This is a genomic window from Staphylococcus sp. URHA0057, assembly GCF_000620265.1.
Taxonomy (GTDB): domain Bacteria; phylum Bacillota; class Bacilli; order Staphylococcales; family Staphylococcaceae; genus Staphylococcus; species Staphylococcus pasteuri.
In genome coordinates this window covers 125,346-137,536 of record NZ_KK211097.1, presented here as the reverse complement: position 1 = coordinate 137,536, position 12,191 = coordinate 125,346, and the positions used below count along the sequence as shown (strand labels likewise).

General features: G+C 33.0%; 13 protein-coding genes. 11 read left to right on the top strand and 2 right to left on the bottom strand.

The window, feature by feature from the left end:
• Positions 1-25: 25 nt before the first annotated feature.
• The 6 genes from mnmG (at position 26) to N524_RS0111940 (ending at position 4,985) form a co-directional block, all read left to right on the top strand.
• Positions 26-1,903 (top strand): tRNA uridine-5-carboxymethylaminomethyl(34) synthesis enzyme MnmG, encoded by a 1,878-nt coding sequence (gene mnmG, locus N524_RS0111965; RefSeq protein WP_029056639.1) that lies wholly within the window; start codon positions 26-28, stop codon positions 1,901-1,903.
• On the top strand, positions 1,903-2,622 hold the full coding sequence (rsmG, locus tag N524_RS0111960; RefSeq protein ID WP_017636719.1) for a 16S rRNA (guanine(527)-N(7))-methyltransferase RsmG: 720 nt from the start codon (positions 1,903-1,905) through the stop codon (positions 2,620-2,622). The genes mnmG and rsmG overlap by 1 nt, the downstream gene beginning before the upstream one ends.
• Positions 2,623-2,664: 42 nt before the next feature.
• Positions 2,665-3,504, top strand: a complete 840-nt coding sequence (gene noc / locus N524_RS0111955) for a nucleoid occlusion protein (RefSeq protein WP_017636718.1) — start codon at positions 2,665-2,667, stop codon at positions 3,502-3,504.
• Positions 3,505-3,705: 201 nt separating this feature from the next.
• A complete protein-coding gene (locus tag N524_RS0111950; protein WP_029056638.1) occupies positions 3,706-4,065 on the top strand; it encodes a DUF3147 family protein in 360 nt (119 codons plus the stop codon).
• Positions 4,066-4,084: 19 nt separating this feature from the next.
• The gene (locus tag N524_RS0111945; protein WP_029056637.1) at positions 4,085-4,480 is read left to right on the top strand and encodes a DUF3147 family protein; all 396 of its coding nucleotides are present in this window, start codon (positions 4,085-4,087) and stop codon (positions 4,478-4,480) included.
• Positions 4,446-4,985, top strand: a complete 540-nt coding sequence (locus N524_RS0111940; RefSeq protein WP_029056636.1) for a TetR/AcrR family transcriptional regulator — start codon at positions 4,446-4,448, stop codon at positions 4,983-4,985. The genes N524_RS0111945 and N524_RS0111940 overlap by 35 nt, the downstream gene beginning before the upstream one ends.
• Before the next feature lie 171 nt (positions 4,986-5,156).
• On the opposite strand, the gene N524_RS0111935 is transcribed toward N524_RS0111940, so the two are convergent.
• Entirely contained in the window at positions 5,157-5,831 is a 675-nt protein-coding gene (locus N524_RS0111935) for a YIP1 family protein (protein WP_029056635.1), read from the bottom strand.
• 233 nt (positions 5,832-6,064) lie between these two features.
• Between N524_RS0111935 and N524_RS0111930 the strand changes: the two genes are divergently transcribed.
• From N524_RS0111930 to N524_RS0111920, 3 genes are read left to right on the top strand one after another with little or no spacing between them, the layout of a single operon-like run.
• Complete coding sequence (locus tag N524_RS0111930; RefSeq protein ID WP_029056634.1) at positions 6,065-7,195, top strand: efflux RND transporter periplasmic adaptor subunit; 1,131 nt, start codon at positions 6,065-6,067, stop codon at positions 7,193-7,195.
• Entirely contained in the window at positions 7,192-7,878 is a 687-nt protein-coding gene (locus tag N524_RS0111925; protein WP_017636712.1) for an ABC transporter ATP-binding protein, read from the top strand. The genes N524_RS0111930 and N524_RS0111925 overlap by 4 nt, the downstream gene beginning before the upstream one ends.
• A complete protein-coding gene (locus tag N524_RS0111920; RefSeq protein ID WP_029056633.1) occupies positions 7,871-9,073 on the top strand; it encodes an ABC transporter permease in 1,203 nt (400 codons plus the stop codon). Before N524_RS0111925 ends, N524_RS0111920 begins: the two co-directional genes overlap by 8 nt.
• Before the next feature lie 188 nt (positions 9,074-9,261).
• On the opposite strand, the gene N524_RS0111915 is transcribed toward N524_RS0111920, so the two are convergent.
• The gene (locus N524_RS0111915) at positions 9,262-9,996 is read right to left on the bottom strand and encodes a glucose 1-dehydrogenase (RefSeq protein WP_029056632.1); all 735 of its coding nucleotides are present in this window, start codon (positions 9,994-9,996) and stop codon (positions 9,262-9,264) included.
• 244 nt (positions 9,997-10,240) lie between these two features.
• Here N524_RS0111915 and N524_RS0111910 point away from each other — a divergent pair, with 244 nt between their 5' ends.
• Together N524_RS0111910 and N524_RS0111905 are read left to right on the top strand one after the other, a co-directional pair.
• Positions 10,241-11,083 (top strand): patatin-like phospholipase family protein, encoded by an 843-nt coding sequence (locus N524_RS0111910; protein ID WP_029056631.1) that lies wholly within the window; start codon positions 10,241-10,243, stop codon positions 11,081-11,083.
• 177 nt (positions 11,084-11,260) lie between these two features.
• Positions 11,261-11,971: an SDR family NAD(P)-dependent oxidoreductase gene (locus N524_RS0111905; RefSeq protein WP_029056630.1), complete on the top strand. Its 711-nt coding sequence runs from the start codon at positions 11,261-11,263 to the stop codon at positions 11,969-11,971.
• The last annotated feature ends 220 nt before the right edge of the window (positions 11,972-12,191 follow it).

The following is a 12,191-nucleotide window of genomic DNA, read 5'->3' as shown; positions in this document are numbered from 1 at the left end:
TACGATCAATAAGGAGGTTAAACAATTGGTTCAAGAATATGATGTAATTGTAATTGGTGCAGGCCATGCAGGTATTGAAGCAGGTTTAGCATCAGCAAGACGTGGCGCTAAAACATTAATGTTAACAATCAATTTAGATAATATCGCTTTTATGCCATGTAACCCATCTGTTGGCGGCCCAGCTAAAGGAATAGTTGTACGTGAAATAGATGCATTAGGTGGACAAATGGCAAAAGCAATAGATAAAACGCATATCCAAATGCGTATGCTGAATACTGGTAAAGGACCTGCTGTAAGAGCATTACGTGCCCAAGCAGATAAAGTACTATACCAACAAGAAATGAAAAATGTCCTTGAAGACGAAGAAAATTTAGATATCATGCAAGGTATGGTAGATGAATTAATTATTGAAGATGAAGAAGTTAAGGGTGTACGTACAAATATTGGTACTGAATACCGTTCTAAAGCTGTTGTTGTAACAACAGGTACATTCTTACGCGGTGAAATCATTCTTGGTAATATGAAATATTCAAGTGGTCCTAATCACCAATTACCATCTGTGACATTAGCAGATAACCTAAGAGGATTAGGTTTCGAAGTTGTACGATTTAAAACAGGTACACCACCACGTGTAAATTCTAAAACAATTGATTATTCAAAAACTGAAATTCAACCAGGTGATGAAGTTGGACGTGCATTCAGTTATGAAACAACTGAATACATTTTAGATCAATTACCATGTTGGTTAACTTATACAAATGATAAAACGCATCAAGTTATTGATGATAACTTACATTTATCAGCAATGTACTCAGGTATGATTAAAGGGACTGGACCAAGATATTGTCCTTCAATTGAAGATAAATTTGTGCGTTTCAATGACAAACCACGTCATCAACTATTCTTAGAGCCAGAAGGACGTAATACTAATGAAGTTTATGTACAAGGACTTTCAACAAGTCTACCTGAACATGTTCAAAGACAAATGTTAGAAACAATCCCAGGCCTAGAAAAAGCAGACATGATGCGTGCAGGTTATGCTATTGAGTATGATGCAATTGTTCCAACTCAATTATGGCCAACACTTGAAACTAAAAAAATTAAAAACCTTTATACTGCAGGTCAAATCAACGGTACTTCTGGTTATGAAGAAGCGGCTGGACAAGGTATTATGGCAGGAATTAATGCTGCTGCGAAAGTATTAGGTAAAGAGGAAGTTATCTTAAGTCGTTCTGACGCTTATATCGGCGTTTTAATTGATGACTTAGTAACTAAAGGAACTAACGAACCATATCGTTTATTAACATCACGTGCAGAATATCGTTTATTGCTACGTCATGATAATGCTGATTTACGCTTAACTGATTTAGGTTATGAATTAGGTATGATTTCTGACGAACGTTATGAAAAATTCAACCATAAACGTCAACAAATTAAAGATGAAATTCAAAGATTAACTGAAATTCGTATTAAACCAAATGAACATACTCAATCTATAATTGAAGCAAATAATGGTTCTAAACTTAAAGATGGTATTTTAGCAATTGATTTATTACGCAGACCAGAAATGACTTACAATACTATTCTAGAAATTTTAGAAGAAGACCATCAATTACCTTCAGATGTTGAAGAACAAGTTGAAATTCAAACTAAATATGAAGGTTACATCAATAAATCATTACAACAAGTTGAAAAAGTAAAACGCATGGAGAAAAAGAAAATACCTGAAGACTTAGATTATAGTAAAGTGGATAGCTTAGCTTCTGAAGCAAGAGAAAAATTAGCTGAAGTTAAACCATTAAACATTGCACAAGCATCAAGAATTTCAGGTGTAAATCCAGCAGATATTTCAATTTTACTTGTGTATTTAGAACAAGGTAAACTTCAAAGGGTGAATCAATAATGAGTATAGAATGGCTATCTGAGAAATTAAAAGAACACGACATCGAATTATCTAACACTCAAAAAGAACAATTTCAGACATATTATCAGTTACTTGTTGAATGGAACGAAAAAATGAATTTAACAAGTATTACCGATGAACATGGTGTTTATTTAAAACATTTTTATGATTCCATTACACCTAGTTTTTATTACGACTTTAATGGACCATTAACTTTATGTGATGTGGGTGCAGGTGCAGGTTTCCCTAGTATTCCATTGAAAATTATTTTTCCTGAATTAAAAGTTACTATTGTTGATTCATTAAATAAACGTATTCAATTTTTAAACCACTTAGCAGATGCTTTAGGACTACAGGATGTAAGTTTTGTTCACGATCGCGCAGAAACATTTGGTAAAGGAGACTACAGGGAGTCTTACGATATCGTTACTGCTCGTGCTGTAGCCCGTTTAACAGTACTAAGTGAATTATGCTTACCATTAGTTAAAAAAGGCGGACAATTTATAGCTTTAAAATCATCTAAAGGCGAAGAAGAGTTAGATGAAGCCAAGTTTGCGATTAATGTGTTAGGTGGTAACGTGAAAGAGACGTTTAACTTTGAATTACCAGAAGATGCAGGAGAAAGACAAATGATTGTCATTGATAAACGACGACAAACATCTAAGAAATACCCGAGAAAACCCGGTACACCCAATAAATCCCCTTTACTTGAAAAGTAAGATGTGATGATATAGAAATAAATGAGAGGGAGCGAATGGATTATGAAGAAACCTTTTTCAAAATTATTTGGTTTAAAAAACAAAGATGACATCATGGGTTCTATTGAAGAAGACCGAAATAATAATGTTGAGTCCATTCATATTGAACGTATCGTACCTAATCGTTATCAACCACGACAAGTATTTGAACCAAGTAAAATCAATGAACTTGCTGAATCTATTAAAGAACATGGATTATTACAGCCAATTGTAGTAAGACCAATCGAAGAAGATATGTTTGAAATCATTGCTGGTGAACGTAGATTTAGAGCAATGCAGTCGTTAAATATGTCTCAAGCAGATGTGATTATTCGCGATATGGATGATGAGGAAACTGCAGTTGTTGCACTTATTGAAAATATTCAACGCGAAAATTTATCCGTCGTTGAAGAAGCGGAAGCCTATAAAAAACTACTTGAACTTGGTGATGTGACACAAAGTGAATTGGCTAAAAGTCTAGGTAAGAGTCAAAGTTTTATTGCCAATAAGTTACGTTTACTTAAATTAGCACCTAATGTTATTACACGATTAAGAGAAGGTAAAATAACAGAACGCCATGCTCGAGCTGTCCTTGTACTATCACATGAAGATCAAGAAGAATTGATTGAACAAGTCATAGCACAGAAATTAAATGTGAAACAAACAGAAGATAAAGTTCGCCAAAAAACTGGTCCTGAAAAGGTTAAAGCACAATCATTCCAATTTTCACAAGATGTGACACAAGCGCGAGATGAAGTAGGTAAAAGTATCGAAGCTATACAACAATCAGGTTTATATGTTGAACAAAAAGATAGAGATCATGATGATTATTATGAAATTAAAATAAGAATATATAAGAAATAGCGATAACTCCTTTTGTCTGTAACTGACGGAAGGAGTTTTTTATGTTGATACTAATTAGAAAAGACCTAATGGACGGCTGTATCAAACGTTAATAATTAGAAAATTAGGTATATTTATTTTAATCTTTACAAGATAGTAGGACAGTTTTAAACTAAAAGTAAACGAAACGTTTCGTTTAATAATTAGCAAAGAAGGATTATTGTGTTCGGAATATCTATTTCAAGTGCGATACTTCATTTTGTCATTGGTGGGTTTGCAGTAGCATTAGCTTCTATTATTGCTGACAAAGTTGGTGGTAAATTAGGAGGTATAATAGCAACAATGCCTGCAGTCTACTTAGCAGCAGTAATAGCATTAGCTATAGATCATCGTGGAGATTCGCTCGTTAAAATGTCTATGCATTTAAGCACAGGTGCAATTGTCGGTATTATCTCTTGCATTTTAACTGTATTTTTCACCTCAATTTTTATAAAAAAGAAAAACTATAAGAGTGGTACAGTATTTGCCGTATTATGTTGGTTTATTATTTCTGTAGCTATTTTTGTAGTCAGACATTTATAAAAAGGGAGGTACATTTTTGATGAAATTAACAATAATTAAGTTTTTAGTTGGAGGCTTAGCAGTATTAGTCAGCTACATCGTATCAGTAGTACTTCCTTGGAAAGAATTTGGAGGTATTTTTGCTACGTTTCCTGCAGTCTTTTTAGTGTCTATGTTTATATCTGGTATGCAATATGGAAATAAAGTAGCTATGCATGTCAGTAGAGGTGCGATCTTCGGAATGACTGGTGTTTTATTCAGTATATTAGCTACATGGGGCATGCTAAAGGTAACAAATATTTGGTTGCTTAGCATTATTGTTGGATTTATAGTATGGTTTGTTAGTGCATTTATAATATTTGAAATCGTGGAAGTCATTGCACGAAAAAGAAGGGAAAAATATGGCTGGAAGACCGAAAGACCCAACAGTAAATAAAAAAATTTATCAAGAAATTAATCGTTTATTAGAAACAACACATTTTAAAGATATGACCATTGATCAGATTGCTGAAAATACAAGTGTATCAAAGGCAACAATTTATCGTCGATGGAGAGACAAAGAATCAATGATTGTTGATATGTTTGTCGACCAATCACGTATTATTGAGCCAGAATTCGATACTGTATTTGATAATTTATATGACTTTTTAATAAAAATAATGAACATCTATAAGACACCTTTAGGTAGTGCAGTGATAGAAATTCTAATTAGTAATCAGCAAACTGAAGCAAAAGATAAGTTTATGAAAGAATACTTTGAACGTAATAGAAGTATTTTAAAGTCAATTATTAGTAAGGATATTGATGAAGCGGACCAAGATTTATTTATAGATATTATTTTTTCACCTATTTATTTTAATATTTTAATTAAACCGCAATCATTAACTAAAGAGTATATAGAAAATATGTTGAACATTGCTTTAAAAGCTTATGATATATAATTTTACGACGTCCTTGATAGAGGGCGTTTTTAATTTGTCTAGAATAAGGGGATAGTCTAAAGGAAGTCTTATGAAAGCTATTTTAAAGAGATAGATTATCGCAATTCGATTAACTATACTCATACATAAATATATCCTGAGACACTTTCCTATGTCCCAGGATAATTAATTTTATTGCATGTTAGCTAAGCCTTTCATAGATTCTGTAAACGCAGCTCCTCCTAGCGTAAAGCCAACCATCACGATTAAGGCAATGACTGCCCAAATAATAGATGCTTTTTTAGAAAGTTTACTTGTACCGTAATAAACTGTAAAAATAATATAGGCAGCTAATAAATTCGATAAACTAAAGGCGGCTAAATAATTATTACCCTTGTCGAATATATTCAGGCTATCTAATTGAGTTTCTGGAATTGTAAGACCAAATAATGCTTGTATCGCATAAACAATAATTGAAAATGAAGTTGTAATGATTAAGTAAGAGATAGATGCAGAAATAATATGTATTGCTTGTGCATCAGATTTCATAATTTTAGAGATAACTAAGAAAATAACAAATGTGATTAATAATCCTAGGATAAGACCACCAATTGATTGTCCAATAGTAACTGCTAAATTGAATTGGTTTTGTTTATCAATTTCAGATTGGCTCATTCCCATATCTTTGAGCATTTTGGTGTTGTCAGTTATATGTGCAGTTAAAAGTCCTAAAATAATAGATAACACAATAAGTACAATTAATTTCACTATCCATTTAGGATTTTGACGGATTTTTCTAAAGTGATCAACAAAAGGTAAGTTAGAACTTGTCGCTTCTTCAGTCTGTGCTGCATTAGATTGTTCCATTTATGTATCTCTCCTTTTTTAATATTTATTAACAGAATAACATTGTTAACTAATATTTAAAATATCAATTTTTATTTTGAATAAGTATAATAAATAGACTAAGTAAAAATAATATTAAAAACATTTCATTAATCTCAAACTTAAAAATAACTTAAATATCCTTAAATTCAATATATATAATAATTAAAGTGTGTTATCATGCAAAATATAATACATTTTAAGGAGCATAGGATATGAATAAGAAACTATTATGGAGTATTATTGGCGTGGCAATTATCTTACTTCTTATCATTGCCGCATTTATCGCAAAGCAATCAACAAGCTCTGACGATAAAGATAGTAAGGGATACGATACATATACAGTTAAAAAAGAAACACCGATTAGTTTGGAAGGTAAAGCATCTCCCAAATCAGTCAAAACATATAACAACAATAGCCAAATAGGCACATTCCAAAGTCCTGCCGTAGACGATGGTCAAAAGGTTAAACAAGGCGACCGTCTCTTAAGCTACGACACGAATAATAGTAAACGCCAACAACTCGCAAATAAAGTTGATCAAGCACAACAACAAGTGAACGATGATTATCAAAAGGTCAATCAAAGTCCAAACAATAATCAACTACAGTCTAAATTGACGCAAGATCAAAGTTCACTCAATGAAGCACAACAACAATTATCACAACATGATAAACAAATGAATGACAGTATTTATGCATCATTTGACGGTAAGGTAAATATTAAAAATGGTGAAGATGCTGGTGATGGTCAACCCGTTCTACAATTGATTTCAGACAATCCACAAATTAAATCAACGGTTACTGAATTTGATGTCGATAAAATCAAAGAGGGTGACGAGGTTGACGTAACCGTGAATAGTAACGGTAAAAAAGGCAAAGGTAAAATCCTTAAAGTAGATGAACTACCAACTAGCTATGATGATAGCGCGAGTGGTGAATCAAGTGGAGCTCAGGCAAGTGCTGGAGGTCAAGGCGAAGATAGTGAAGAAGGCGCAAGTGCAGCCCAAGCTTCTAATCCAACAGTTAACAATCCTTCGGGCGGTAAAGAAGGAGACACGTCTAAATATAATGTTATTATTGGTGATTTAGACATCCCTGTACGTGCTGGATTCTCTATAGATGCTAAAATTCCTTTAAAAACTAAGAAATTACCTAATAATGTGTTAACAAAAGATAATGATGTGTTTGTAGTAGATAAACATAATAAAGTTCATAAACGTGATATTAAAATTGATCGTAGTAATGGCCAAATTATTGTGAAAAAAGGACTTAAAGCAGGTGACAAAGTCATCAAAAATCCTAAAGGTAATCTAAATGATGGAGAAAAAGTTGAGGTGTCATCATGATTGAATTGAAAAAAATCAATCGACACTTCAAAAATGGTGACGAAACGAATCATATCTTAAAAGATATTGATATCCATATTGATGAAGGCGAATTTATTGCTATTATGGGACCATCCGGTTCAGGTAAGAGTACCCTCATCAATATCCTTGGATTTATTGATCGTGGTTATGAAGGTGAATATCTTTTTAATGGTGAAAATTATAAAAAAAGTTCAGATAATAAACTCGCAACCATTCGTAATCACACAGTAGGATTTGTCTTCCAAAACTTTAAGCTTATTCAAAATAATACAATTCTTGAAAATGTCAGCATCCCACTCATATACAACGGTATGGGTAGTAAAGAACGTAAAGACAAAGTATTGAAGGGATTAGAAGATGTTGGCCTTCACAACAAGGAAGACTTACTTCCCAATAAATTGTCTGGTGGTCAACAACAACGTGTAGCTATCGCAAGAGCGATTATTAATGAACCTAAGTTTGTCATTGCTGATGAACCTACAGGAGCTCTTGATTCAAAAACATCAAAAGATATCATGGATTTATTCGTAACGTTAAATAAAGAAAAAGGTACAACCATGATTATGGTAACCCATGATCGTGAGGTCGCTAACAAAGCGGATCGTATCATTCACATTTTGGATGGTCGTGTGAAAGAGGAAGAGGTGTTGGCGCATGAGTAACTTTTCTAATATTTTGTCTGTCGCCTTTCGCTCTATTTTAAAAAATAAGCGCCGTAATATCTTCACAATGATAGGGATTATTATCGGGATTGCTGCTGTTATTACGATCATGGCACTAGGTAATGGTTTTAAAAAGACAACCAATGAACAATTTGATGATGCAGGTGCAGGTAAAAACCAAGCCATGATTACTTATATGACAGAAGATATGAGTGCACCTAAAGACAACCCGTTTAAACAAGAAGATCTCAGTGTTGTAGAACAAGTTAAAGGTGTTAAAAGCGCGAAAGTAAAGGAAAGTAAAGATAGTACTTATGCCGCTAAAATTACAAATACTCATGGAAGCGGCGATGTTGATTTGAAAAAGGCGAGCCATGTATCAGATATCGATCATGGGCATGGTTTTACTAAAGATGATAATGACACACAAGAAAAGGTTGTTGTTATAGATAATAAAGTCGCTAAAAAGGTCTTTCATAATGCAGATAGTGCGGTAGGAAAATCAATTTATATTAATGGGGAAGGCTTTAAAGTAGTTGGTGTTGGTGATGCAAGCGGTCAAGATGCAAGTGGCATGCCTCTCGAGACAGTTGTTCAAATGCCAACAAAGACGGCTGACCATTACATGAGTAACCTATCTCAAGGAACGCCACAAATACAAGTGAAGGTTAATGATGGTGAAGATAAAAAAGAAATTGGTAAAAAAGTTGAAAAAGAACTGAATAAAAAAGGAACTGGCGTTTCAAATGGCCAGTATAGTTTTAATGATAACGAAGAAATGATGAAAAGCATTGGTAAAGTCTTAGATACCATCACATACTTTGTGGCAGCAGTCGCAGGTATTTCACTATTTATTGCAGGTATTGGTGTCATGAATGTGATGTATATTTCTGTTACGGAACGTACCGAAGAAATTGCGATACGTCGTGCCTTTGGTGCTAAAGGTCGAGACATTGAAATACAATTCTTAGTTGAAAGTGTTGTACTTTGTCTACTCGGTGGTATTATCGGCTTAATTCTAGGTATTATCATTGCCACAGTGGTCGATATAGCAACACCAGATATGGTTAAAAGTTCAGTTAGTATAAGTTCAGTCATCTTGGCTGTAGGCGTATCAACGCTTATTGGTGTTGTCTTCGGTTGGATACCAGCCCGCGCAGCCTCTAAAAAAGAATTAATAGATATTATTAAATAATAATATTTCAATATTAACTAAATATATATGAAAAGTTCGTCACAATTATTATTTGTGGCGAACTTTTTCTACTCCAATTATTACAATATAAATAATATTTTCTGAGATACAGTATTTATTTTTATAACTAAAAATTAGCAAGTTGGTATGTGATGTATTATATTAAATCAACATTTTATCTATATTAACTAAATCGCTGTAATGCCACCATCTATAACAAATTCAGAACCTGTAGAGTAAGAAGCTTCATCGGATGCTAAAAAGCAAACCATGTTTGACACTTCTTCAACTTCAGCTATACGTCGCATTGGTATTTGTTTAGCAAATTCATCGACGGCTTCTTTAACATCTTTTTGTTGAATCATAGGTGTATTAATAACACCTGGGTGAACAGAATTTACGCGAATATTATACGGCGACAATTCATGTGCTGCAGCTTTAGTCATACCTCTTACTGCAAATTTTGTATCAGTATAACCAATGGCACCTCCAACTAATCCATCAATAGAAGAGATATTGATAATGGCACCACTTTGTTGTTCTTTCATTACCTTAGCTACTGATTTGATACCTAAAAAGACAGAGACTTGGTTAATATTAACAATCTTCATATAATCGTCTAGTGTTAAAGACTCTAAAGGCTTGTTATAAGTCATACCTGCATTATTAACTAGAACATCAATTTTCTTCCACTTTGCTAAAACAGTTTCAATTACATTTTGCCAATCATCCTCACTAGTTACGTCATGCTTGATAAAAAGAGCATTAGAGCCTAAAGTTTTGGCTAATTCATTTCCTTTTTCCTCATTGATATCAGTGATAACGACTTTAGCACCATGTTCTATAGCTTTTTTAGCGTGCATTTCTCCCATACCTTGAGCGCCACCAGTAATAATCATTACCTTATTATTTAGCTTTTGCATATTGTTATTCCTCCTTAAAAATCTGACATCCCTTTATATGAAATAATTATAAAACTTATTATAAATAAAGTGTAATACTTACTAAAAATTATGATGATTTTTGTTGTGTGAATCTTTATTGTTTAAAATTTCACCTGCTATAAGTACAATGCTTTTAACTGTTTATATAATGGGAAATAATATATTGTATATAATTATAGTAACAACATGTAATTTAGACGGAATAACGAGGGGGTAGACTAAAATGAGTAAGGATAAAGCACTTGTATTAGGCGGCGGTGGTATTACAGGAATTGCTTGGGAAGCTGGCGTACTAGCAGGGTTAATAGATTCAGGTATAAAAATGAATCAAGTAGATAAGATATTAGGTAGTTCTGCAGGTTCATTTGTTGGAGCGATTTTAGCAAATAATCAAAACATGCAAGCATATTATCAAGATTTAGCAACACATCATAGTGAATCCGATAATGCTCAACTTGATCCAGCGATATATGGCTTGTGGACTAAAGCATTTATTAAAGGTAGGGATAATGAACAATTAATCGGTCAGTATCTAGGAGATATTATTAATAGTCACCCATCAAATGTTTCACCAGAGACTCGAAGTGATTCAATACAACAAAGATTAGGTAATGCTAAATGGACGGATCAACTTGAAATTACTGCGATAAATGCAAGGACAGGCAAGTTGTCGACTTTTAATGAGAATAGCGGCGTGAGCTTAAAAGAAGCAGTGACTGCTAGCGGTGCTGTGCCAGGTCTTTGGCCACACATTAATTTATTGGGAGAATCTTGGATTGATGGTGGTATGGTTTCATCAACAAATGCGATGTTAGTGTCAGACTATCAAGATATTATTATTCTGGCTCCTCTTAGTCAAAAACTAGGTCAAGTGCCTTCAGTGTATGAAGAAGCGGAGAAATTAAAAGAACAAAGTAACGTTACCTTAATTGTACCTGACGAAAACAGTAAAGGTAGTATAGGTCAAAATATTTATTCATCAAAAAATATTAAAGAAATTGGTGATGCTGGATATGAACAAGGGAAGACACTAGCGACATCTTTAACTGAAAATATTGAGAATTAGAAATAAAATATGAAATTGTAACAAAAAAACCTCATTAATGATTGTATTGAGGGAATTTTTTCTTTAACAATGAAAGTATCATTGTCAGCTATTATATTAAGAGGTGTGTCTAGTTAATAAAGCAATATTGTAGTAATGTAAATTTAAAGAGATAAGTCATGAAAAAGGAGACTTAATATGACACAAAAAGTATTAATTACAGGTGCGAATAAAGGATTAGGATTTGAAACGGGGAGACAATTAGGAAACAAAGGTTGGACTATTTTATTAGGTGCTAGAGATGAAATAAGAGGTACTGAAGCGGTAAAGACGTTACAACAAAAAGGTATTAATGCGGAATGGATCAAAATTGATTTCAATGATTTAACAACCATTCACGAAGCGGCAAAATATGTTGAAAATAACCATGCTGATTTAAATGTACTCATTAATAATGCAGGCATTTCAGGAAATATGGAAGCATCTCCATTAGATGTTGATATTGAAGAATTAAAAACAGTGACAGAGGTCAATGTTTATGGAAACTTTGAAATGGTTAAATCGTTCACGCCAATCCTAGCACGCAATAAAGGGAGAATACTCAATTTAACCATTCCTACTAAACCAAGTAATTTTTTCCATCCATTTAGTTATATGACAACGAAAACGGCACTCAATTCAATGATTAAATTATTTGCGAAGTATTTTAAGAAACATAAGATTTCTGTTGAAATATTTGGAGTCATGCCTGGTGGTATTACAACAGATTTAAATAATAACCAAAAAGGCTTTTTAATGCGTACAGTAAATGAAGGTGCACAATCAATTGTTAATGTAATAATGGATAAGCGTAATCATAACGGGAAAATTTTGATTCGATTGAGACCATTTAAAGTATTTAAAAAATAGAAATGAAGAGTTATAAGTACCGTTATTAAGAGCGTAAAATATAGAATAAAATTATAAGATTTATTTTATCTATTATTGTATAATATTTAAAGTAAGCAAGTTGAATGGTGGCGGCTAATCTCAAAAAAATGGGGTGATGCCTATGATTTTGGTTTTTACTCCTAGAGAGGAGTAGCATGACTGATTATGAAATGCTGATGGTCGTTTTAACGATTATTGG

Excerpts from the sequence above, each read along its gene's own strand:
- N524_RS0111940 (WP_029056636.1), top strand. The coding sequence starts at position 4,446 with ATGGCTGGAAGACCGAAAGACCCAACAGTAAATAAAAAAATTTATCAA.
- N524_RS0111905 (WP_029056630.1), top strand. The coding sequence starts at position 11,261 with ATGACACAAAAAGTATTAATTACAGGTGCGAATAAAGGATTAGGATTT.
- N524_RS0111930 (WP_029056634.1), top strand. The coding sequence starts at position 6,065 with ATGAATAAGAAACTATTATGGAGTATTATTGGCGTGGCAATTATCTTA.
- noc (WP_017636718.1), top strand. The coding sequence starts at position 2,665 with ATGAAGAAACCTTTTTCAAAATTATTTGGTTTAAAAAACAAAGATGAC.
- N524_RS0111920 (WP_029056633.1), top strand. The coding sequence starts at position 7,871 with ATGAGTAACTTTTCTAATATTTTGTCTGTCGCCTTTCGCTCTATTTTA.
- rsmG (WP_017636719.1), top strand. The coding sequence starts at position 1,903 with ATGAGTATAGAATGGCTATCTGAGAAATTAAAAGAACACGACATCGAA.
- N524_RS0111945 (WP_029056637.1), top strand. The coding sequence starts at position 4,085 with ATGAAATTAACAATAATTAAGTTTTTAGTTGGAGGCTTAGCAGTATTA.
- N524_RS0111925 (WP_017636712.1), top strand. The coding sequence starts at position 7,192 with ATGATTGAATTGAAAAAAATCAATCGACACTTCAAAAATGGTGACGAA.
- N524_RS0111910 (WP_029056631.1), top strand. The coding sequence starts at position 10,241 with ATGAGTAAGGATAAAGCACTTGTATTAGGCGGCGGTGGTATTACAGGA.
- N524_RS0111935 (WP_029056635.1), bottom strand. The coding sequence starts at position 5,831 with ATGGAACAATCTAATGCAGCACAGACTGAAGAAGCGACAAGTTCTAAC.
- N524_RS0111915 (WP_029056632.1), bottom strand. The coding sequence starts at position 9,996 with ATGCAAAAGCTAAATAATAAGGTAATGATTATTACTGGTGGCGCTCAA.